At 69.7% G+C, this 21,443-nt stretch carries 19 protein-coding genes; 12 read left to right on the top strand and 7 right to left on the bottom strand.

Features of this window, described 5'->3' with window-relative positions; genetic code table 11:
• Positions 1-5 precede the first annotated feature (5 nt).
• The gene (locus ACYVLP_RS04440) at positions 6-683 is read right to left on the bottom strand and encodes a DUF2461 domain-containing protein (RefSeq protein ID WP_460626127.1); all 678 of its coding nucleotides are present in this window, start codon (positions 681-683) and stop codon (positions 6-8) included.
• Between the two features lie 113 nt (positions 684-796).
• Here ACYVLP_RS04440 and efeU point away from each other — a divergent pair, with 113 nt between their 5' ends.
• The 5 genes from efeU to ACYVLP_RS04415 all read left to right on the top strand — a co-directional run bounded on the left by efeU (position 797) and on the right by ACYVLP_RS04415 (position 7,236).
• A complete protein-coding gene (gene efeU, locus ACYVLP_RS04435) occupies positions 797-1,660 on the top strand; it encodes an iron uptake transporter permease EfeU (RefSeq protein WP_460626126.1) in 864 nt (287 codons plus the stop codon).
• 116 nt (positions 1,661-1,776) lie between these two features.
• The gene (gene efeO / locus ACYVLP_RS04430; protein ID WP_460626125.1) at positions 1,777-2,931 is read left to right on the top strand and encodes an iron uptake system protein EfeO; all 1,155 of its coding nucleotides are present in this window, start codon (positions 1,777-1,779) and stop codon (positions 2,929-2,931) included.
• The gene (efeB, locus tag ACYVLP_RS04425) at positions 2,928-4,202 is read left to right on the top strand and encodes an iron uptake transporter deferrochelatase/peroxidase subunit (protein WP_460626124.1); all 1,275 of its coding nucleotides are present in this window, start codon (positions 2,928-2,930) and stop codon (positions 4,200-4,202) included. The genes efeO and efeB overlap by 4 nt, the downstream gene beginning before the upstream one ends.
• A gap of 153 nt (positions 4,203-4,355) precedes the next feature.
• Positions 4,356-5,543 (top strand): xylose isomerase, encoded by a 1,188-nt coding sequence (gene xylA, locus ACYVLP_RS04420; protein ID WP_460626123.1) that lies wholly within the window; start codon positions 4,356-4,358, stop codon positions 5,541-5,543.
• Between the two features lie 223 nt (positions 5,544-5,766).
• Positions 5,767-7,236 carry a mannitol dehydrogenase family protein gene (locus ACYVLP_RS04415; RefSeq protein ID WP_460626122.1) on the top strand — a complete coding sequence of 490 codons (1,470 nt, stop codon included), beginning with the start codon at positions 5,767-5,769 and terminating at the stop codon, positions 7,234-7,236.
• Positions 7,237-7,263: 27 nt separating this feature from the next.
• Here the strand turns inward: ACYVLP_RS04415 and ACYVLP_RS04410 are convergent, their stop codons facing one another.
• Complete coding sequence (locus ACYVLP_RS04410; RefSeq protein WP_460626121.1) at positions 7,264-8,277, bottom strand: helix-turn-helix domain-containing protein; 1,014 nt, start codon at positions 8,275-8,277, stop codon at positions 7,264-7,266.
• A 286-nt stretch (positions 8,278-8,563) separates the two neighbouring features.
• Here ACYVLP_RS04410 and ACYVLP_RS04405 point away from each other — a divergent pair, with 286 nt between their 5' ends.
• The 4 genes from ACYVLP_RS04405 (at position 8,564) to ACYVLP_RS04390 (ending at position 12,553) form a co-directional block, all read left to right on the top strand.
• Positions 8,564-9,922: an ABC transporter substrate-binding protein gene (locus ACYVLP_RS04405; protein ID WP_460626120.1), complete on the top strand. Its 1,359-nt coding sequence runs from the start codon at positions 8,564-8,566 to the stop codon at positions 9,920-9,922.
• A gap of 110 nt (positions 9,923-10,032) precedes the next feature.
• Positions 10,033-10,986, top strand: coding sequence for a carbohydrate ABC transporter permease (locus tag ACYVLP_RS04400; RefSeq protein ID WP_460626119.1), 954 nt, complete (start codon positions 10,033-10,035; stop codon positions 10,984-10,986).
• The gene (locus ACYVLP_RS04395; protein WP_460626118.1) at positions 10,983-11,813 is read left to right on the top strand and encodes a carbohydrate ABC transporter permease; all 831 of its coding nucleotides are present in this window, start codon (positions 10,983-10,985) and stop codon (positions 11,811-11,813) included. Before ACYVLP_RS04400 ends, ACYVLP_RS04395 begins: the two co-directional genes overlap by 4 nt.
• The gene (locus tag ACYVLP_RS04390) at positions 11,810-12,553 is read left to right on the top strand and encodes an SDR family oxidoreductase (protein ID WP_460626117.1); all 744 of its coding nucleotides are present in this window, start codon (positions 11,810-11,812) and stop codon (positions 12,551-12,553) included. Before ACYVLP_RS04395 ends, ACYVLP_RS04390 begins: the two co-directional genes overlap by 4 nt.
• 43 nt (positions 12,554-12,596) lie before the next feature.
• On the opposite strand, the gene ACYVLP_RS04385 is transcribed toward ACYVLP_RS04390, so the two are convergent.
• Positions 12,597-13,724, bottom strand: a complete 1,128-nt coding sequence (locus ACYVLP_RS04385) for a diacylglycerol/lipid kinase family protein (RefSeq protein ID WP_460626116.1) — start codon at positions 13,722-13,724, stop codon at positions 12,597-12,599.
• 69 nt (positions 13,725-13,793) lie between these two features.
• Between ACYVLP_RS04385 and ACYVLP_RS04380 the strand changes: the two genes are divergently transcribed.
• The 3 genes from ACYVLP_RS04380 (at position 13,794) to ACYVLP_RS04370 (ending at position 15,881) form a co-directional block, all read left to right on the top strand.
• Positions 13,794-14,363, top strand: coding sequence for a DinB family protein (locus ACYVLP_RS04380; protein ID WP_460626115.1), 570 nt, complete (start codon positions 13,794-13,796; stop codon positions 14,361-14,363).
• The gene (locus tag ACYVLP_RS04375) at positions 14,360-15,415 is read left to right on the top strand and encodes a Gfo/Idh/MocA family protein (RefSeq protein WP_460626114.1); all 1,056 of its coding nucleotides are present in this window, start codon (positions 14,360-14,362) and stop codon (positions 15,413-15,415) included. Before ACYVLP_RS04380 ends, ACYVLP_RS04375 begins: the two co-directional genes overlap by 4 nt.
• Before the next feature lie 70 nt (positions 15,416-15,485).
• On the top strand, positions 15,486-15,881 hold the full coding sequence (locus ACYVLP_RS04370) for a DUF2500 domain-containing protein (protein ID WP_460626113.1): 396 nt from the start codon (positions 15,486-15,488) through the stop codon (positions 15,879-15,881).
• Here the strand turns inward: ACYVLP_RS04370 and zwf are convergent.
• The 4 genes from zwf to ACYVLP_RS04350 form a co-directional block, all read right to left on the bottom strand.
• On the bottom strand, positions 15,868-17,301 hold the full coding sequence (gene zwf / locus ACYVLP_RS04365; protein WP_460626112.1) for a glucose-6-phosphate dehydrogenase: 1,434 nt from the start codon (positions 17,299-17,301) through the stop codon (positions 15,868-15,870). The two genes, ACYVLP_RS04370 and zwf, sit on opposite strands and share 14 nt — an antisense overlap.
• A gap of 114 nt (positions 17,302-17,415) precedes the next feature.
• Positions 17,416-19,074 carry an ABC-F family ATP-binding cassette domain-containing protein gene (locus tag ACYVLP_RS04360; protein ID WP_460626111.1) on the bottom strand — a complete coding sequence of 553 codons (1,659 nt, stop codon included), beginning with the start codon at positions 19,072-19,074 and terminating at the stop codon, positions 17,416-17,418.
• Between the two features lie 275 nt (positions 19,075-19,349).
• Positions 19,350-20,063 carry a response regulator gene (locus ACYVLP_RS04355; protein WP_460626110.1) on the bottom strand — a complete coding sequence of 238 codons (714 nt, stop codon included), beginning with the start codon at positions 20,061-20,063 and terminating at the stop codon, positions 19,350-19,352.
• Complete coding sequence (locus ACYVLP_RS04350) at positions 20,060-21,433, bottom strand: sensor histidine kinase (RefSeq protein WP_460626109.1); 1,374 nt, start codon at positions 21,431-21,433, stop codon at positions 20,060-20,062. Before ACYVLP_RS04350 ends, ACYVLP_RS04355 begins: the two co-directional genes overlap by 4 nt.
• Positions 21,434-21,443: the final 10 nt, after the last annotated feature.

Below are 21,443 nucleotides of genomic sequence, written 5' to 3'. Positions count from 1 at the left end.
GCCTCTCAGCGGCCCCGCGCCCGGGACTCGCCGGGCTCGGCCGGTCCGACGTGCTCGGTGACCCATTCGGTGAGGGGCCTGATCGCGCGCCAGGCGTCGCGGACCTCGGTCAGAGCGCGCTTGGTGCCGACCCACTTCGGGTCACCGAAGTCGCGGATGATCATCAGCTCCTTGTAGCGCAGCGTCTCGATGCGCGGGTGGTCGGCGGCATACCCCTTCGGCGCGGTCTTGACCTTCTCCCCGTGGACGTCGAAATGCTTGCGGCGCAAGTCATCCAGCAGTCGCTCCACCTCCGCGCCGGTGGACTCGGCGTCGACGGCCTGCCGCAGCCGTGTCGTCTGCGCGGGTGTGTGGGCGTGGAAGCCGCCACCGGCCTTGAGGCCGGCCGCGCTGATCTCGACGTAGTAGCCCGTGCCAGGGCTGGCCGCAGCGAACGCGCCGAGGTGGGTCTTGTAGGGCGACTTGTCGGCGCTGAACCGGATGTCCCGGTTGGGCCGGAACATCTTGGCCTCGCCGAACTCGTCCTCGAGGGCGTCGAGCAGCGCGAGCATCGGCTCGCGGACGTCGCGCTCGTAGTCGGCCTTGTGCGCGGTCCAGTAGTCCTTGGAGTTGTCCGCCTCGAGGCCCGAGTAGAACGTGAGTGCGGCAGGTGGGAAGCCGGAGAAGCCGGGGGGTGTGCTCATGTGGGGACTCTCGCACTGGACCCGGCTTGTTAGGCAAGGCTTACCTGTGCTTTCCTGAATTCCGTCACGCCAGCGTGGCGTAATTCCTGTGGACATCCTGAAAGAAGGCCCCTGTGATCGCGAGCAACGCGCTCATCGGACTGCGAGAAGGGCTCGAGGCCGCGCTCGTCGTGGTCATCCTCGTCGCATTCCTGGTCAAGACGGACCGCCGCTGGGCGCTGCGCTGGGTGTGGACCGGCGTCGGAGTCGCCGTGGCGCTGTCCGTCGCGATCGGCGCGATGCTCACCTACGGCACGAAGCAGCTGACGTTCGAGGCTCAGGAGCTCATCGGTGGTCTCGCCTCGATCGTGGCCGTCGTCTTCGTCACCTTCATGGTCTTCTGGATGCGCACGGCCTCACGCACCATCTCGGGCGAGCTCAAGGGCCGGCTCGACAAGGCGCTCGACCTCGGCCCGCTGGCGGTGGCGATCGTCGCGTTCCTCGGCGTGGGACGCGAAGGCCTCGAGACGGCGATCTTCTTCTACGCCACCACCGAGGCGGCCGGCCAGGGCAACAACCAGCCCCTCGTCGGCTGGGTCATCGGCCTCGGCGGGGCGGTGCTGCTCGGCTGGCTCATCTACCGCGGCGCCGTGCAGATCAACCTCGGCAGGTTCTTCCGCTACACCGGCATCCTGCTCGTCCTCGTCGCGGCGGGCATCCTCGCGTACGGCCTGCACGACCTGCAGGAGGCCCAGTTCCTCCCCGGCCTCAACACCCTCGCGTTCGACGTGAGCAGCGCCGTCGACCCGGGCAGCTGGTACGCCACCCTCCTCAAGGGCATCTTCAACTTCACGCCCGCGACGACCCTCCTGCAGGCGATCGCCTGGGTGCTGTACGTCGCCGTCGTGCTGACCCTGTTCCTGCGGCCCGTCAAGACGCCGCCGAAACCCCGGTCGGTCGCGCCCGCCGAGGGCGGGCAGCACCGGGTGGCCGCCTGAGGCACGGGCCGCGCGAGCCGCGCGAGCCGCGTTACGGCGCCAGCCGGCATACGCCCGGGCGCCCGAAACCCTTGAACACCCCTGACCCCATCGCCGAACACCTCCGTAGGAGCACCATGTCCCGCCCCGCCCTGCGCGCAGCCGCGCCGCTCGCGCTCACCGTGCTGGCCGGCCTGGGCCTGGCCGCCTGCACCGACAAGGCCGACCCGAGCGCCGGCTCGACCGGCACGGCCGGTGGCCCGATCGTGGTCACCGCGACCGACACCGCCTGCCAGCTCTCGGCGACCTCGGCCACGGCCGGGACGGTCACCTTCCAGATCCAGAACACCGGGTCCAAGGTCAACGAGTTCTACGTGTATGCCGCGGGCGACCGCATCGTCGGCGAGGTGGAGAACATCACGCCGGGCCTGAGCCGTGAGCTCAAGGTCGAGGTCACCGAGCCGGGCATGTTCACGACCGCGTGCAAGCCGGGGATGGTCGGCGACGGCATCCGCGGCGCCTTCACGGTCACCGGCACGGCGGTCGCCGGCAGCGCCGACCAGAAGGTCGCGAAGGCCATCGCCGACTACAAGACGTTCGTCGCGGCGGAGGGCAAGGAGCTCAAGGAGGGCACGGAGGCGTTCGTCGCGGCGGTCAAGGCCGGCGACATCGCCAAGGCCAAGCAGCTCTACCCGACCGCCCGCCTGCCGTGGGAGACGATCGAGCCGGTCGCCGAGAGCTTCGGTGACCTCGACCCGCGGATCGACGGCCGCGAGGACGTCGTCGACGAGGGCATGAAGTTCACCGGCTACCACCGGCTCGAGAAGGACTTGTGGACCACTGGCCTGCAGAAGGACTCGGGCGCCATCGCCGACCAGCTGCTCGCCGACGTCAACGAGATCGTCGCCAAGAGCACGACCGTCGAGCCGACCGCGCTGACCATCGCCAATGGCGCCAAGGCGCTGCTCGACGAGGTCGCGACGGGCAAGATCACGGGCGAGGAGGAGCGGTACTCCCACACCGACCTCTGGGACTTCTTCGGCAACCTCCAGGGCTCGCAGTCGGCGCTCGACACGCTCCGCCCGGTCGTCACCGAGCGTGACCCCGCGCTGCAGAAGAGCCTCGACGCCCGCTTCGGCGAGCTGAACACGCTGCTCGCCACGCATCGGGTCGACGGCCGCTTCAAGACCTACACCAACCTGACCGACGCCGACATCAAGGCACTCACGGTGTCGCTCGACGCCCTGTCGGAGCAGGTGGCCAAGGTGCCCGGGGTCGTGGAGGCCAAGTGAGCGCGGTCAACCGCCGTCAGGTCCTCGGCGCGACCGGGGCCGTCGCTGCCGCAGGCGTCGCCGCGTATGCCGTGGGGCGGGCTTCCGAGGTCCAGTCCGCCGCCGCGGCGGCGCCCGCGGCGACTGCCGCGAACGGCCTCGACGCGCCCATCGAATTCCATGGCGAGCACCAGGCCGGCATCATCACGCCCGCGCAGGACCGCCTGCACTTCGTTGCGCTCGACGTCGTCACCAAGGATCGGGCCCAGCTCGTCGAGATGCTCCAGACCTGGGCGCGGGCGGCCGAGAGGATGACCGCTGGTGCGGAGGCCGCCCCGGGCGGGCTCGTCGGCGGTGGCCCGAACCGCGCGCCGGAGGACACCGGGGAGGCGTATGGTCTGCCGGCCTCCGGGCTGACCATCACGGTCGGGTTCGGGCCATCGCTCTTCGACCGCCGGTTCGGCCTGGCGGCGAAGAAGCCGGCGGCGCTCGCGGAGCTCCCGGCCTTCCGTGGAGACCAGCTCGACCCCAGCCGGTCCGGCGGTGACCTCTGCATCCAGGCGTGCGCCAACGACCCCCAGGTCGCGGTGCACGCCGTCCGCAACCTCATCCGCCTCGGCTCCGGCGTCGTCGCGGTCCGGTGGTCCCAGCTCGGGTTCGGCCGCACCTCGTCGACCTCTACCTCGCAGGCGACGGCCCGAAACCTGTTCGGGTTCAAGGACGGCACCAACAACCTCAAGGCCGAGGACCCCGACGGGCTGGCCGAGCACGTCTGGGTGGCCGACAGCGACGAGACCGGCGGCGGGGCCTGGATGGCCGGGGGGTCGTATCTCGTCGCGCGCCGGATCCGGATGCACATCGAGGTGTGGGACCGGACCACCCTGCAGGAGCAGGAGGACATCATCGGCCGGGACAAGAAGGAGGGCGCCCCGCTCGGCCAGGCCAAGGAGTTCGACGCCCCTGACTTCGCCCGGAAGGGCCCGGGCGGCGAGCCGGCCATCCCGGTGGCCGCTCACATGCGGCTCGCCCACGCGAGCCACCTCGGCGGCATACGCATCCTGCGACGCGGCTACAACTTCATCGACGGGTCCGACGGTGTCGGGCATCTCGACGCCGGGCTGTTCTTCCTGGCCTACATGCGCAACCCCGAGCGTCAGTTCGTCCCGATGCAGAAGGCCTTGGCCAGCAAGGACGTGCTGAACGAGTACATCGAGCACACGGGCTCGGCGGTCTTCGCCTGCCCGCCCGGCCTGAAGTCGGGCGAGTTCTGGGGCCAAGCCCTCTTCGCCTGAACCGTGCCTCCCGGGTCGGCTGGCAGGACGCTGGCCTGGGCTCGGCCGGTCCCGTGCGTGCGCCGTTTTCGCCCTGCCTGTCACTTGACCCCTGAGGTTGGCTGGAATAAGTTGTACGGGTAAACAAATAGGACTTGCTCGAGGAGGAGCCACATGGTTCGCACCCCCACCGCTGATGACCGGTTCTCGTTCGGTCTCTGGACCGTCGGCTGGGAGGCTCGCGACCAGTTCGGCGACGCCTCGCGGCCGCACCTGGACCCGCTGGAGTCCTGCCGCCGCCTCGCCGACCTCGGCGCCTGGGGCGTGACCTTCCACGACGACGACCTCGTCCCCTTCGGCAGCTCGAGCGCCGAGCGCGACCGCATCATCGCCGACTTCCGCAAAGTGCTCGACGAGACCGGCCTCGTCTGCGAGATGGTCACGACCAACACGTTCAGCCACCCGATCTTCAAGGACGGCGCGTTCACCTCGAACAACCGTGAGGTGCGCCGCTACGGCCTGCGCAAGGTCGTCCGCAACGTCGACCTCGCCGCCGAGCTCGGCGCGCAGACCTTCGTCATGTGGGGCGGCCGCGAGGGCGCCGAGTATGACGGTGCGAAGGACCAGAACGCCGCGCTCGACCGCTACCGCGAGGGCATCGACACGGTCGCCGGCTACATCAAGGAGCAGGGCTACGACCTGCGAATCGCCCTGGAGCCCAAGCCGAACGAGCCCCGCGGCGACATCCTCCTGCCGACCGTCGGCCACGCTCTCGGCTTCATCGCGCAGCTCGAGCACGGCGACATCGTCGGCCTGAACCCGGAGGTCGGTCACGAGCAGATGGCCGGGCTCAACTACACCTCGGGCATCGCCCAGGCGCTGTGGTCGGGCAAGCTCTTCCACATCGACCTCAACGGCCAGCGCTCGATCAAGTACGACCAGGACCTCGTCTTCGGCCACGGCGACCTGCTGTCCGCGTTCTTCACCGTCGACCTGGTCGAGAACGGCTTCGTCGGCGGCGGCCCCCGCTACGAGGGCCCGCGCCACTTCGACTACAAGCCGTCGCGCACCGAGGACATGGACGGGGTGTGGGCCTCGGCCGCCGCGAACATGAGCACGTACATCGTCCTCAAGGAGCGCGCCGCCGCCTACCGGGCCGACCCCGAGGTGCAGGCCGCCTTTGAGGCGAGCCGGGTCCTCGAGCTGTCCCAGCCGACGCTGGGCGAAGGGGAGTCGCTCGCTGACCTGCTGGGCAACCCGGCGGCGTTCGAGGACTTCGACGTCGATGGCGTCGCCGAGGCGGGCTACGCCTTCGTCGCGCTCAACCAGCTCGCCGTCGAGCACGCGCTGGGCGCCCGCTGACCGCGTCCCAGGCCAGCTCTGCAGTCGAGCGAGCGCCCCGCACCACCAGCCACAGGATTTCCGGTGTGCTGGAGGGGCGGGGCGCTCACTCGTCTCTCGGGATCCATGCAATTCGGTGGAGTGTCGATACTTTTCGGTTCACCGGGATTCAGGCGTCTCGTCACCAGGTCGCGTGGTTGGTTTCATGCCCGTTGGGTTCCGCCTCGCGAAAGGACCTACGAACGTGACCAGCCTCAACACCGCCGCACTGGCCCAGCTCGGCACAGCCATCCCGTCGTACGACCGGTCGGCGGTGTCGGTGGGCATCGTCCACTTCGGGTTCGGCAACTTCCATCGCTCCCACGAGGCGATGTACATCGACCAGCTGATGCGGAATGGGTCCGGGTTCGACTGGGGCATCTGTGGCGTGGGTGTTCTGCCTCGCGACGGCACGATGCGCGACGTCATGCGCGCGCAGGACTGCCTCTACACCCTGGTGGAGCGCCACGCCGACGGCTCGCTCGCCCCCCGGGTCATCGGCTCCGTCGTCGAGTACCTCTTCGGGCCCGATGACCCCGAGGCGGTCTACGCCCGGCTCGTCGACCCCGACGTCCGCATCGTGAGTCTGACGGTCACCGAGGGCGGATACCTGAGGAATCCCGCGACAGGCGAGTTCGACCCCGGCAGCGAGGCAGTGGTCCACGACGTCCAGAACCTCGACAACCCGCGCACGGTGTTCGCGTACATCGTCGAGGGCCTGCGGCGGCGGCGAGCGGCGAACCTCCCGCCGTTCACCGTCCTGTCGTGCGACAACCTCCAGGGCAACGGCGACGTCGCCCGACAGTCGGTCTCCGAGCTCGCGAGGCTCGTCGACGACGGACTCGCTGACTGGATCCGGTCGGAGGTCAGGTTCCCGAACTGCATGGTCGACCGGATCACCCCGGCGACGACGGAGGACGATCGCGCGGTCCTGGCCCGCGAGTTCGGTCTCGACGACGGCTGGCCGGTACCGGCCGAGCCGTTCAGCCAGTGGATCGTCGAGGACCACTTCCCGCTGGGCCGGCCGGCGCTCGAGACGGTCGGCGTCCAGTTCGTCGAGGATGTGCGGCCGTACGAGCTCATGAAGCTGCGCCTGCTCAATGCGAGCCACCAGGCTCTCGCCTACTTCGGTGCGCCCCTGGGATACGTCCTCGTCGACGAAGCCATGCGCGACGACCGCATCCGGGAGTACCTCGAGCGCTACATGGCGAAGGAGGCCGCCCCGACGCTGGGTGACCTGCCTGGCATCGACCTCGACACCTACATCGCCACGCTGCTCGAGCGGTTCGCCAACCCGGGTGTCAAGGACACGCTCGTCCGACTCGCGACCGACGGATCGAACCGGATGGCGACGTTCACGCTCCCCGCGGTGCGAGCGAACCTCGCAGCGGGCAGGCCGGTCACGCTGGGCGCCGCGATGTGTGCCGCGTGGGCGGAGTACTGGGCGCTCATCGGGCGGGGTGAGATCTCGGGGCGGGAGGTCCCGGAGGACGTCTACTCCGCCACGCTCGCCGCGTCCGCCCTCGACGACGACCCGGCCGCGTTCATCGAACTGCGCTCTCTCTGGGGCGATCTCGCCGACGACAGCCAGTTCCGCGCGGCATTCCTGGAAACACGTGACTGGCTGGCCGAGCGCGGCGTGCACGGGACTCTGGACGCCCTGCTCGGCCGCTGACGGCATACGCGGTCGCAGCCTGCAGCGTCAGTCCTGATGGGCGTGCCGGCCGAGGCTGAACAGCTCGGGCGGGGGCTTCTGGGTGTTCTCGAGCCGGCGGTAGAACGTGGGCGTCGTGCCCACCTCGGCGAGGAACTGGCGGTTGAAGTTGGCCATGTTGTGGTAGCCGCTCATCACGGCGACCTGGGCGACAGCATGGTCGGTCGTGTCGAGAAGCCTGCGGGCGTGGGCGATCCGGAGCTTCTTGACCATGCTGCTGAAGGTCATGCCGGTCGCCGCCTTGAAGTACTTCGAGAACGTCGGCTCGGACATGTACGCGAGGTGCGCAGCAGTCGACAGCCGGATGTCGCCCGTGAGGTTCTCGAAGATGTAGCTGAGTCCGGCCTCGACCGCCTGCTGTGACCCGACGCCGGTCGGGCGGCCCATCCACTCGCTGGCGAGCACCTCGAACTCGTCTGGCGGCGCCTTGGCGAACAGCGCCAGCACCCTGAACAGGTGGCCCATCTGCTCGACGCCGGTGCTCTGCACGACGGCGAGGATCGTCTCGGCGGCGCGCCAGGCGGTGGCTCCCGTGAAGACGAGCCCGCGGCTCGACCTCTGGAGCATCTCGGTGACCTCGCCGAGCTCGGGGATGTCGGCCATGCACTTGTGGATCCACTCGTCCGTGAACTGGATCACCGCGTCGCGGTCGACGGCGACCTGGCCGGCCGGGAGGTCGCTGACCCAGTCGTGGGGGAGGTTCGGGCCCATGATGCTGACCTGACCCGGGCCGAACGTGCCGATGTGGTCGCCGGCGATGAAGCTCCCGTGGGTCTTGGTGATCAGGTGGATCTCGTACTCGGGGTGCGATCCCCAGCCACAGATCTCGCTCGGGAAGTCGTGGGTCAGCACCCGGATCGACTGCTGCGGGTGCGGTGGGATCACCTCGCGACGCAGCGTCGGCGACCGCGGGATGTGGAAGAGCAGCTCCCGGGGATCTGTCGGGTCAGGCTTGGCCGGATCGACCGCGACACCGGTGCTGGGCTGGTACGAAATCGTCATCCCTCCCTGCTTGGAACTGGGCTGCTGGTCGCCTTCTGGGCGCTTGGTCGCAGGTGGTGCCTCTCAGACGGAGACCACCGGGCCGATCGGGGGTGCGAAAAATAGTACCGAAACTGCGCGCCCGATGGTGCTTGTCGGTCACTGGGGGTCTGCCTAGGTTTCCAGCATTCCGGTGCGGACCGACGCAGCGACGTCCGTGCGTGACGGGCCTCCAGGGCCTGGACAGCCGTCCCGTCAGGTCGGCCGCGCCGGTGTCTCGATGAAGTCCCTACCAAAGGAGTTAGGTATGCGAGGGAACAAGCGCATGGTGAGCCTCGGGGCGGGCGCGATGGCGTTCGCGGCGGCGCTCAGTGCGTGCTCGTCGGGGGCTGTCTCGTCGGGCGGCGGCACGGGAGCTGCCGGCGGCAACGTCACCTTGACCCTGGCCACCGTGAACAACGGCCAGATGAAGGACATGGAGAAGCTCAAGACCGAGTACGAGTCGTCCCACCCCGGCACCAAGGTCAACTTCCAGGTCATGGAGGAGGGCGACCTGCGCGCCGCGGTCACCGCCGACGTCGCGAGCGGTGCCGGCCAGTACGACATCGTCACGATCGGCGCCTACGAGACGCCGCAGTGGGGCGCCAACGGGTGGCTCGTCGACCTCACGTCGGACCTGCAGTCGGACTCCTCCTACGACCTCAACGACATCCTCCCGCCCGTCCGTGACGTCAACACCTACCAGGGCAAGCTCTTCGCGGTCCCGTTCTACGGCGAGTCCTCGATCCTCATGTACAACAAGGAGGTTCTCGACAAGGCGGGCGTCACGATCCCGACGAACCCGACCTGGCAGCAGGTCGCGGACGCCGCGAAGAAGGTCAACACGCCCGACATGGCCGGCATCTGCATGCGCGGCAAGCCCGGCTGGGGTGACCTCTTCGCGCCGCTGACCACCGTCGTGCAGACCTTCGGGGGCAACTGGTACGACAGCAAGTGGAACGCCACCGTGAACACGCCGGAGTGGAAGCAGGCCCTCACCTTCTACAAGCAGCTGCTCGACGACTCCGGCGAGAAGGACCCCGTGTCCTACAGCTTCAACGAGTGCCTGACCGCGCTCAAGGAGGGCAAGGCCGCGATGTGGGCCGATGCGTCGGTCGCCGCGTCGTTGCTCGAGGCCAGCGACTCGCCGGTCAAGGGCAAGATGGGCTACGCGCACATGCCGGTGGACAAGACCAAGGAGTCCGGCTGGCTGTGGAGCTGGAACCTCGCCATCCCCGCCACGACGAAGAACAAGGCCGCGGCGCTCGACTTCGTCAAGTGGGCCACGAGCAAGGACTACATCAAGCTGGTCGGTCAGAAGATCGGCTGGTCGAACGTGCCGCCGGGCTCGCGTACCTCGACGTACTCCATCCCGGAGTACAAGGAGGCAGCGAAGGCCTACGCCCCGATCACGCTCGAGGTCATGAGCGCGGTCAACCCGAAGCAGCCGGGCGTGAACCCGCAGCCCTGGGTCGGCATCCAGTACGTCTCGATCCCCGAGTTCCAGGACGTCGGCAACAAGTGCGCGCAGTACGTCGCGGACTACCTGGCGAACCGCTCGTCCGTCGACGACACGCTGAGCAAGTGTCAGTCCGACGCCCAGGCGGCAGGCGAAAAGCACAAGTGATCCTCACCTCCTGACGTGCATGCCGGGCTCGCCCTCGGGCAGAAGCCATCCTCGGCGGGCCCGGCATCCGCACCCCGTTCTCCCATCCGGTCGCACAAGGGAGTGTCGACATGACCACGACCATCAACCCGACCCCGTCCACCGACCTCGACGACGTCGAGGCGCGCACCGCGACGGACCGGCGCCGACTGCAGCGCAAGGAGCTGATGACCAACCGGGGCCTGCTGCTGCCGGCCGTCATCTTCCTCGTCCTGCTCACGCAGATCCCGTTCCTCGTGACGGTCGCCTTCTCGTTCATGAAGTACAACCTGCTGTACCCCAACGACCGCGGGTTCAGCGGTCTCGACAACTACAAGGCAGCCCTGACCTCCGGTGAGCTGTGGTCGTCCGTGCGCGCGACAGTGCTCATCACCGGGTTCTCCGTCGTGCTCTCCCTGCTCTTCGGGCTCCTGTTCGCCATCCTGCTGGACCGGAAGCTGCCGGGTCGGCCCATCGCGCGCACGCTGATGATCACCCCGTTCCTGGTCATGCCGGTCGCCGCGTCACTGATCTGGAAGTACTCGATGTTCGACACGAACATCGGGATGATCAACTGGCTGCTGCGGACGCTCGGGCTGGGCGAGGTGTCCTGGATCACGGACTACCCGATGGCCGCGGTCGTCATCGTGCTGACCTGGCAGTTCACCCCGTTCATGATGCTGATCCTGCTGGCCGGCCTCTCGGGCCAGTCCAAGGAGACGCTCGAGGCCGCGCAGGTCGACGGCGCAGGAACGTGGCGGACCTTCACGTGGATCACGCTTCCGCACCTGCGGATGTACATCGAGATCGGTGTGCTGCTCGGGTCGGTCATCCTCCTGCAGGTCTTCGACCCCATCGCGATCCTCACCAAGGGCACCGGTGGCACCAAGACCCTGGCCTACCTGCTCTACGAGCGGGCCTTCATCGGCCTCGACGTCGGGCAGGCGGCGGCATACGGCGTCGTCACCGTCATCCTCACGATCATCGTGGCGACGATCGCCCTTCGAACCCTGTTCAAGGTCTTCATGGCAGGAGGAAGTCGATGAACTCCGCAGTCAGAAACCCGGCACTCAGGAACACCGCTCTCAACATCCTCACCTGGGCCCTCGTGCTCATCTTCTTCTTCCCGGTCTTCTGGATGTTCATCAACGGCTTCAAGCCGGAGTCGGTCGCGTCGTCGGTCAACCCCACGGTCTTCTTCACGCCCACGACCGAGGGCTTCCAGACCGCGATGGACCGCGGGATGGGCGCCTACCTGCAGAACTCCCTCACCGCGTCCGTCGTCGCCACGATCATCGCGGTCGGCCTCGCGATCCCGGCCGCGTACGCGCTGAGCATCCGGCGGGTCAAGAAGGTCGAGTCGTCGCTGACCTTCTTCATCTCGACCCGGTTCATGCCGCTGGCTGCCGTCGTGCTCCCGCTGTTCCTGATCCTCAAGAACATCGGGATGCTCGACAACATCTACGCACTCGCCATCGTCTACGGCGCGATGAACCTGCCGGTGACCGTGTGGATGATGCGGTCGTTCTTCCTCGAGGTCCCCTACGAGATCATCGAGGCGGCCAGGGTCGACGGCGCCGGGCTCTACCGCGAGATCGTGCGGATCGTCCTGCCGCTCGTCCTGCCCGGGATCGCCGCGGCGGCGCTCATCAGCTTCATCTTTGCGTGGAACGAGTACTTCCTCGCCCTGTTGCTCACGAGCTCCGCGGCACGCACGACCCCGCCGTTCCTCGGCAGCTTCGTCAGCGGGCGCGGCCAGTTCCTCGCGGTGCTCTGCGCCGCGTCGACGATCGCGGTGCTGCCGGTCATCCTCGCCGGCTGGATCGCCCAGAAGCAGCTCGTCCGCGGCCTGTCGATGGGCGCGGTGAAGTGAGGAGTCTGCACCCGCGAAGCCTCGACGGCACGGTCGTCGTCGTCACCGGTGCCGGAGGAGGCATCGGTGGCGCGACGGTCCACGCGCTGCTCGAAGCGGGTGCCCGGGTCGTCGCCGGGGACGTCAGGGGAGATGCCCTCGAGCCGCTGCTGGCGGCGGGCGGCGACCGGGTCCGTGCCGTCGTCGGCGACGTCCGTGCCGAGGCGACCAGTGACGCGCTCGTCGCGCGGGGGGTCGAGGCCTTCGGGCGGGTCGACAGCGTCGTCGCGAATGCCGCAGTCGGCTTCTACGGCGGCCTGCTCGACTACTCCGCCGGGCAGGTCGAGCTCATGGTCGACGTCAACGTCAAGGGCACGGTCTGGCTGGCCCGGGCAGCGGTCAGGCAGTTCCGGGCCCAGGGTGACGGTGGCGACATCGTCATCATCGGGTCCGTGGCCGGACTGCTCATCGGGGGCGGCAAGGAAGCGGTGTATGCCGCCACGAAAGGCGCGCAGGTCAACCTGGGCTACGCGCTCGACCGCGAGCTGCGCTCCGAAGGGATTCGAACCACCGTCATCGCGCCGGCCGGCGTCAACACGGCCTTCGCCGCGGCCGACGGGCGGTTCGGCGATGCCGACCCCGCCGATGGTCCGTTCATGGAACCCACGGACATCGGCGGGGCGGTCCTCTACGCCCTGCGGCAGCCCCGGCGGATGCGCACCGAGCTCTGGACGATGCGGAGCCTGGCGGAGAGCAGCTGAGGCCGCCGATCCGGTGGCTTCAGTGCTCTTCGCGTGCGGGGACTCAGACCTGGCTGACGCGGACCGTCAGGGCGGCCGGTCTCACCGTCGCCGTGATCTCCGTCGCCTCGCCGATGACGTCGCCGTCGATCTGGACGGGCACCGGGCGATCGGTGCGGACGCGAATCTCCTTGCACACCTTGTGGTCCAGGGTCGGGTGACCCTTGCGGCTGCGCGTCACGACGCGGGTCGCGACCGGCACCCACCCGACGACGCCTCGCGGCGACGCGATGACGGCGTCCAGCTGGGCGTCGTCGACACGCGCGTTGGGCATGAGGACGAGGCCGCCGAGCAGGCGCCCGACGTTGCCGATGACGACCATGCGCGCGCGGCGCCGGAACTCCAGCTCGTCGTCCACCTTCACCGAGATCCGGAACTCGGGCGAGACGAGGTGCTTGAGCCCCGACACCATGTATGCCGGCCAGCCCACCTTGTTCTTGAGGTTCTCGTTGGTGCCGGCCATGATCTCGGCGTCCATCCCCAGCCCGCTCATGACGAGGAACGGGTGGGTGGTGAACGGCTCTGCCTCGTCGAGGGTTTCGTCCTGCACGGGTGCCGGGTCCGTCGGCCCGCTCGAGATGACGATCTCGCCCACGTCGATGCGCCGGTTGCGCCCGGTGAGGGCGACGGTGACCGCAAGGTCGAGCGCGACCGGCAGGTCGAGGTTGCGAGCGAGCAGGTTGCCGGTGCCCGCCGCGAGGATCCCGAGCGGAGTCTCGGTGCCGATCAGCGCCCGGGCGACATTGCGCACGGTTCCGTCGCCCCCGAGGCTGCAGACGATGTCGGCCCCGTCGCGCAGCGCCTGCGCCGCCTGGCCGGCACCGGGGTCGTCCGCTGTCGTCTCGTAGAACATCGGGTCGCCCCACCCGCTCGCGTGGCAGGTGGCGGTGATCCGCTCGCGCAGGTTGGGCAGGTCGGCGAACTTCGTCGGGTTGACCACGACCGCCGCGCGCTTCAGCTGGACGTCCGGAATGTCCCCGCTGCGGAAGTGCCCCCGGGGCGGGCGAGGGCGGCTGCGGCGGCGGAAGGTCGCCGTCGTCGCCGGCGAGACACGGTTGAGCACGACGCCGCCGATGACCAGCGCGAGCACCACAGCGCCGGCGATGATCCACGGCAGGTAGTCCTTGAGCACCTGAGAACGTTATCGTCACGTGCGTGGGCGCCCGGAATCGCCGGGCCGTCGGGGCCTAGGCTGTGGCGCATGACCGAGCCGACCGCGCCGACCACAGGGCCGATCACCGACCCGGGGCCCGCCAGCCCGGACGACTCCGACTGGACCTGGGTGCTGTCGCGCGCGTGTCCGGACTGCGGCTTCGACGCCGAGGCGCTGCGCCCCGAGGACGTCCCGGCCCGCCTGCGTGAGGCGGCCGCACGGTATGCCGCTGTGCTCGTCCGCGACGACGTGAACGCCCGGCCGGCGCCCGGCGTGTGGTCGCCGCTGGAGTACACCTGCCACGTGCAGGACGTCTGCGACGTGATGCGGGGGCGGATCGAGCAGATCCTGGCCGGTGGCGGCGCTGTCGTACAGTTCGCCAACTGGGACCAGGACGAGACGGCGAACGAGAGGCAGTACTGGCGCGCCGACCCGGAGGTCGTGACGCGTGAGCTGGCGGAGGCGTTCGAGGCTGCGGCGACGGCATACGAACGCCCGAGCGGCGACCAGTGGCAGTGGCCGGCGTTGCGCAGCAACGGCTCCGAGTTCACCGCGGCCACCCTCGCGCTCTACTTCCTGCACGACGTCCAGCACCATCTCTGGGATGTGAACGCATGACACTGCCCATCGACGTGCAGCTGCGGCTGCCCGAGGCACGCACGCCCGACCCGCACGCGGCGCCGCCGATCCGGTGGGGCATCCTCGCTCCGGGCGGTATCGCGCACACGTTCGCCGACGCCGTCGCCGTGGGCACCGCGTCGCAGGTCGTGGCCGTCGGGTCGCGGAGCCGGGAGCGGGCGCAGGACTTCGCCGACGAGTTCGGGATCGGCCGCGCCTATGGCAGCTACGAGGACCTCGTCGCGGACCCCGACGTCGACGCGGTCTATGTCGCCTCGCCCCACTCCGAGCACCGGGCGCACGCGCTGCTCGCGATCGAGGCCGGCAAGCCGGTGCTTGTCGAGAAGGCGTTCGCGCGCAGCGCCGACGAGACGCGCGAGGTGTTCTGGGCCGCGCAGGAGCGCGGTCTGCTCGTCGTCGAGGCCATGTGGAGCCGCTTCATGCCGCAGTACGACGTCGTGCGGCACGTCGTCGAGTCCGGCCTGATCGGGGACGTCGTGGCGCTCTTCGCCGACCACGGCCAGCGGCTGCATCCCGGCGGCCCGGCGCGCCTGGCCGATCCCGAGCTCGCCGGAGGCGCGCTGCTCGACCTCGGTGTCTACCCGGTCTCGTTCGCCGACCTCGTGCTCGGCGCCCCGGTCTCCGTCTCCGCCCACGGCACCCTGACCGACCTGGGTGTCGACGCGACCACCTCTGTGACCGTCACCGGCGAGAGCGGCGCCCAGGGTCTGCTCTCGTGCACGATGGCTGGGGTCACGCCGTGCACTGCCGTGGTCGCCGGCACCGAGGCCCGGCTCGAGCTGAGCAGCTCCTTCTACAGCGCCCGTTCGACGATCCGCCTCGTCAGCCGCACCAACGACGTGCTCGACGAGCGGCCCGGCGGACTGCCCGACGACGTGCGTGGGTTCTCCTACGAAGCTGCAGAGTTCGCGCGGTGCCTCGTCGCCGGCGAAACCGAGTCGCAGGTCATGCCCAAGGCGACGACGCTGCGTGTCATGGAGACGATGGACGAGGTCCGCCGCCAGATCGGGGTGCAGTACCCGGGCGAATAATCGGCACGCTGCGCCGCTCGCGGTGGCACACTGCGCAGGTCACCATGTGGTTGGCCGGGCGTCGGGGCCCGTGAGCACAGCAGGGGTTCGTATGCCGTTCGACAGCGGGTTTCCGGGACCGTCCGGAGCGTTCTACTTCTTCTTCGCCGTCATCGCGACGGGCGCCGTCACCGTGTTCGGGATGGCGGTCGTCAAGGGTCTGAGCCAGTGGCGTGCCAACAACGAGGCGCCGCTGCGCAGTGTCGACGCGATGGTCGTGTCACGTCGCCAGGACCTCGACCGGCATGGCGACCACGCGACCACGACGTCGTACCACGTCACGTTCGAGGAGCCATCGGGCGACCGGCGGGAGCTGCAGGTCAACGGCGCGGAGTTCGGCCAGCTTGCCGAGGGCGACCGGGGCCACCTCATCCACCAGGGCACGCGCTACAAGGGTTTCACCCGCGACCCGCTCAGGAGCCGCTGACGTTCGGGTCGCGCCAGCGCCGCTCGAACGGCAGGCGCCAGGTCCACGGCGCCACGAGCTGGTGGATCTGGTTCGGGCCCCACGTGCCGGGCTCGTACGGTCGCACGAGGGGCGGGTTCTCGAGCAGCGGCTGGCTGATCGCCCACAGGCGCTCGATGCCGTCGGCGGAGGTGAACAGGGTCCGGTCGCCGCGGGCCGCGTCGTAGATGAGGCGCTCGTACGCCTCGAGCACGGACCCCGCCCAGTCGGTCTCCTGCACGGAGAACTGCATCGAGAGCTTGTCGAGCTTCATGCCCGGGCCGGGGCGCTTGCCGTAGAACGACAGCGACATCCGCGACTTGTCGGCGAGGTCGAAGGTCAGGTGGTCCGGGCCGTTGTCGCCGACGCCGGAGCCGGGCGGGAACATCGAGCGCGGCGGCTCCTTGAACGCGATGGAGATGATCCGGGCGCCCTCGGCCAGGCGCTTGCCGGTGCGCAGGTAGAACGGCACGCCCGCCCAGCGCCAGTTGTCGACGTAGCACTTGAGCGCCACGAAGGTCTCGGTCTGGCTGTCGACGCGCACACCCGGCTCGTTGCGATACCCGACGTACTGGCCGCGCACGACGTCGTGCGGGTCGATCGGCGACATGGAGCGGAAGACCTTGTTCTTCTCCTCACTGATCGCGTGCGGCTCGAGCGCGGTCGGCGGCTCCATCGCGGTGAATGCGAGCACCTGGAACAGGTGGGTCACGACCATGTCGCGGTAGGCACCGGTGCTCTCGTAGAAGTCCGCGCGCTGCGACAGACCCAGCGTCTCCGGCACGTCGATCTGGATGTGGTCGATGTGGTTGCGGTGCCAGATCGGCTCGAAGAGGCCGTTGGCGAAGCGGAAGGCGAGGATGTTCTGCGCCGCCTCCTTGCCGAGGAAGTGGTCGATCCGGAAGATCTGGTCCTCGTCGAAGACCTCGTGCAGGTGGGCGTTGAGAGCCTTCGCGGTCACGAGGTCGACGCCGAACGGCTTCTCCATGATGATCCGGCTGCGCTCGACGAGCCCGGCCTGGGCGAGCTGGTCGACGACGGCGAGGGCGGCCTTGGGGGGCACCGACAGGTAGTGCAGCCGCCACGCGTCCGCCCCGATGATCTCCTCGGACTCGTCGACCGCCTTGCGAATCCCTTCCGGCCCAAGGCTTCCCGGCACCCAGTGGATGCGTTCGGCGAAGTCGCGCAGGTCGTTGTCACTCACGTCGTGGCTGCTGTGCTCCCGGATCGAGGTGAAGACGAGCTCGAGGAACTCGTCTCGGGTCAGCTCGTCGAGCGAGGTGGCCACGACGCGCAGCCCCTCGATCAGCTGGGTCTCGTGCAGGTGCAGCACCCCCGGGAGGAGCTTGCGCTTGGCGAGGTCACCGGTGGCACCGAAGAGGACGACCGTCGTTGCTGGCATGGACCCAGCGTGGCGCAGATCGTCGCCCAATGGGAGGGACTCCGCCCTGGGTCGGGGAGGTTTCCACGCACCACGTGCGCGAGGATCTCCCCGACCTGCCGCGATCGCCGGGGCTCAGAGGACCTCCACCGCCACGTCGCCGTCGGCCAGGGTCCACCGATGAGTGAGCCGTATGCCGTCGAGCAGGCTCGCGTCGTGGCTCACCACGAGCACGGTCCCCGAGAAGGCCGCCACCGCGGCCTCGAGCTGCTCGATCGCGTCGACGTCGAGGTGGTTCGTCGGCTCGTCGAGCACGAGGACGTTCACCTCGCGGCCCTGGAACAGCGCCATCAGCGCCCGGGTCCGCTCGCCCATCGACAGGCTCCGGGCGGCCCGGCCGATGTGCCCCGCCCCGAGCCCGAACTTGGCCAGGAGGGTGCGCACGTCAGCCGGCGTCCACTCCCGGCCCGTCGTCGAGCTCTTGCCGAGCGCGCGTCGGACGACGTCGACCACCGGCGCGTCGGCGTCGAGCAGGCTTCGGCTCTGGTCCAGGACGCCCACCGAGACACGGGTGCCGAGTGACTGGCGCCCCGATGTCAGAGGAAGGTCGCCCAGCAGTGCGCTGAGCAAGGTCGTCTTGCCGCTCCCGTTGTCGCCGATGACCGCGATCCGGTCGCCGCGTCCGACGACGAGAGACACTGGGCCCAGGCGGAACCCGTGCCGCTCGACCACCGCGTCCGCCAAGGTCGCGACGACGTCCGCGGACGGCCGGCCCTCGGTGATGGTGTAGCGCAGCTGCCACTCCTTGCGGGGCTGGGCGACGCTGTCGAGGCGGTCGGCCGCGCGCTCCAGCCGAGCCCCCTTCGCCGCCTGACGGTCGGCCCGCGCCAGGTGCTTCTCGCGGATGTGCTTGTCGGGCTCGCCGCCCGTGGCGACGTTGCGGCGGCCCTTGTCGGCCCACTCCTGCCGCTGGCGCGACTGGGCCAGCAGCGAGTCTCGCCGGGCGGCATACCCTTCGTACGCCTCCCACGCCTGGGCCCGGGCGAGCGACCGCTGGGCCACGAACTCGCTGTAGCCGCCGGTGTAGTGGCCGATCCGCTGCTGGTGCAGGTCGAGCTCCACGACGTTCGTGGTGACCTCGTCGAGGAACCTGCGGTCGTGGCTGGCGATGAGGACCGGGCCCTCGTGCGAGCGGACGAAGTCCGCCATGAGGTCGAGACCACGCGTGTCGAGGTTGTTCGTGGGCTCGTCGAGCAGCAGCACGTCGTACTGGCTGAGCAGCACCGCGACGAGGCAGGCGCGGGCCGCCTGTCCGCCGGAGAGCGTGCCGAGCGGGCGCGACGGATCGACATCGAGGCCCACCTTCGCCGCGACCTCGGGCAGCCGGTCCTCGAGGTCCGCGGCCCCCAGGGCCAGCCAGCGTTCGAGGGCGTGAGCGTACCGGTCGTCAGCCTCGGGGGCGGCCGAAGCGATTGCGGCAGAGGCAGACTCGAGCTCGGCGTCGGCCGCTTCGACCCCGGTGCGACGGCGAGCGTAGGCCAGCAGGGTCTCGCTCGGGTCGGGAAGCACCTGCGGGAGCCAGGCGAGAGTCGCGTCCCGTGGCGCGAGCCGGATCGAGCCCGACTCGACGGCCAGCTCGCCGACGATGGTGCGCATCAGGGTCGACTTGCCGGAGCCGTTCGGCCCGACGACCGCCGTGACGTCGCCGTCGGCGAGGGTCAGGTCGAGCCCGGTGAACAGGGTGCGAGCGCCGAAGACGACGTCGAGATCAGAGATGGTGAGCGTGGATGGCATCAGAGTCCTTGATGATCGGCAGGGCCCCGCGGGTGACGTCAGAGGTCACGACCTGGCGGGCGGGCACGAAGGCATCAGGAGATCCACACGGGAGAGAACGTATGCCGCCGGGCCCGGTCCCGTCCAGTCGAATTTCATGACACTGGCTCGCTCCGCTCACCGTGTCCGGCGCGCACTGACGTCGCGCCTTCCCTCCTCGACTCGCTCGCTGACGCTCGCTTCGCTCGTCAGTCCAGGCGCGACGCGCGCCGGACTATGACATTGGGTCAGGCGCGTCAGAGGAGGTCGGCGTCGTGGACGACGATGGCGATCTGCACGCGGTTGTCGGCGCCGAGCTTGTCGAGGATCCGCGATACGTGGGCCTTGACGGTCGGGACGGACAGGTAGAGCTCGCGCGAGATCTCGGCGTTGGACAGCCCGCGGCCGATGGCGAGCGCCACCTCGCGCTCGCGGTCGGTGAGGTCGACGAGCCGGGCCTGCGCGGAGCGTCGCCGCGCGGTCTCCGCGGAGTCGGCCGAGTCGACCGAGGCGACGTGGGCCATGAGGGTCGCGGTCACGCTCGGCGACAGGATCGGCTGACCGGACGCGACGAGCTGGACCGCCTCGACGAGGCGAGCCGGCTCAGTGTCCTTGAGGAGGAAGCCGTTGGCCCCGGCGCGCAGGGCCTGCACGACCATGTCGTCGGCGTCGAAGGTCGTGAGCACGATGATCCGCAGCTCATGGTCGCGGCCCGCGCGCGCAGACTCGGACAGCAGCCTCCGGGTGGCCTCGAGACCGTCGCGCCGCGGCATCCGGATGTCCATGAGCACGACGTCGGGTCGGTGCTCGGCGACCACGCGCTCGGCCTCGATGCCGTCACCGGCCTCGGCGACCACGGCGAGGTCGGGTGTGCCGCCGAGGATCATGCGCAGGCCCGCCCGCACCAGCGCGTCGTCGTCGACGAGGACGACACGTGTCAACCGCTCGGCCCCCGACACGTTGGCGCTCACGCGGCCCACGGTAGCCGGGCCGTGACGACGAAGTCGCCGCGCCGGTCCTGGCCGTACCTCAGCTCACCGCCGGCAAGCACGGCCCGCTCGGTGAGCCCGAGCAGCCCCATGCCGGCGCCCGGCGGCGCCGTGACCCGATCCGGCACCGAGGTGGGCGGTGTGCCGCCGACGCCGTCCTCGCCGATGTACGACCCACGGGCCGGCGCGACGGATGGGACCGGCTCCTGCGACGTGTGAGGTATGCCGTTTCGCACCATGACGTGGACGGCGTCGGTCCCGTCGGGCTCGGTCCGCCGCGCTACCGCGAGGGACGCCGTCATGCCCGGCGCGTGCTTGCGCGCGTTCGTCAGGCACTCCTGGACGATCCGGTACGCATTCCTCGAGACCTGCTCGGGGACGTCGTCGAGGTCGCCGGACCGCTCGACGACGACCGTCGCACCTGCGGTGGTGGCCTCGGCAAGCAGCTCGTCGAGGTCGCGCAGGGTCGGCTGGGGCGGCTCGGGAGCGCCTACCGCGTCGCCGGCCGACCCACCAGCCGACGCACCGGCCGACCCACCGGACGACCCGCCCGGCGAGGTCCCGGCCTCTGACCCGTTGGCGCCCGGCACGTCGCGCAGCACCCCGAGGACCGCGCGGAGCTCAGCGAGGGCCTTGTTGGCGCTGTCGCGGACGATCTCGGCCGTCGCGGCGACCTCGTCCGGCGTCAGGTCCTTGCGGTAGGCCAGCACCCCGGAATGCATGGACACCAAGGAGATCCGGTGCGCCAGCACGTCATGCATCTCGCGAGCGATCCGGGCCCGCTCGGCGAGCTTCGCCTGCACGACCCGCATCGCCTGCTCGCGCTCCGCGGTGACCGCCCGCTCATGCAACGACGCCACGAAGGCCCGCCGCTCGCCGACCGCCCACCCGATCGCGACGAGGACGGCGAAGACCAGCGTGCCGATGATGACGTTCGACCACGGCTGCGGTTCGAGGCCCGGGCGGAAGACCCAGTCGTGGACCCAGCCGGACACGAAGTAGGGGACCGAGATGACGACGAGGTCCCTCCACCGGCGGCGGGTCGACAAGGACACCAGCGCGACCGCCGACGCCCCGATGGCGACGGACGACACGCTGCTCATGAGCGTTGTCGTCAGGGCGACCGCGAGGGGCCAGCGCCGCCGCCACAGCAGCAGGACCGTCGCGACGACGCCGAGGAGCAGGTCGACGAACAGCCAGTCCTCGCCGAACCGGGGCTCGGCATGCATCGTGTGCAGCTCCGAGCGGACCATCCCCCAGATCGCCAGCCCGAAGAGGAACGCGACGAGCAGGCGCCACGTCTCACCCCAGATGTGACCCCGGCGGGTCCGGGCGACGCGAGGAAGTGGCACGCGACCCAGC

Source organism: Intrasporangium mesophilum (genome assembly GCF_054783095.1).
Note: the sequence above shows the minus strand (reverse complement) of the source record. Positions and strands in the feature narration are given on the sequence as shown.

Coding starts and splice junctions, on each gene's coding strand:
- efeO (WP_460626125.1), top strand. CDS start 1,777: ATGTCCCGCCCCGCCCTGCGCGCAGCCGCGCCGCTCGCGCTCACCGTG.
- zwf (WP_460626112.1), bottom strand. CDS start 17,301: ATGCCAGCAACGACGGTCGTCCTCTTCGGTGCCACCGGTGACCTCGCC.
- ACYVLP_RS04405 (WP_460626120.1), top strand. CDS start 8,564: ATGCGAGGGAACAAGCGCATGGTGAGCCTCGGGGCGGGCGCGATGGCG.
- ACYVLP_RS04410 (WP_460626121.1), bottom strand. CDS start 8,277: ATGACGATTTCGTACCAGCCCAGCACCGGTGTCGCGGTCGATCCGGCC.
- ACYVLP_RS04360 (WP_460626111.1), bottom strand. CDS start 19,074: ATGCCATCCACGCTCACCATCTCTGATCTCGACGTCGTCTTCGGCGCT.
- xylA (WP_460626123.1), top strand. CDS start 4,356: ATGGTTCGCACCCCCACCGCTGATGACCGGTTCTCGTTCGGTCTCTGG.
- ACYVLP_RS04380 (WP_460626115.1), top strand. CDS start 13,794: ATGACCGAGCCGACCGCGCCGACCACAGGGCCGATCACCGACCCGGGG.
- ACYVLP_RS04375 (WP_460626114.1), top strand. CDS start 14,360: ATGACACTGCCCATCGACGTGCAGCTGCGGCTGCCCGAGGCACGCACG.
- ACYVLP_RS04395 (WP_460626118.1), top strand. CDS start 10,983: ATGAACTCCGCAGTCAGAAACCCGGCACTCAGGAACACCGCTCTCAAC.
- ACYVLP_RS04440 (WP_460626127.1), bottom strand. CDS start 683: ATGAGCACACCCCCCGGCTTCTCCGGCTTCCCACCTGCCGCACTCACG.
- ACYVLP_RS04400 (WP_460626119.1), top strand. CDS start 10,033: ATGACCACGACCATCAACCCGACCCCGTCCACCGACCTCGACGACGTC.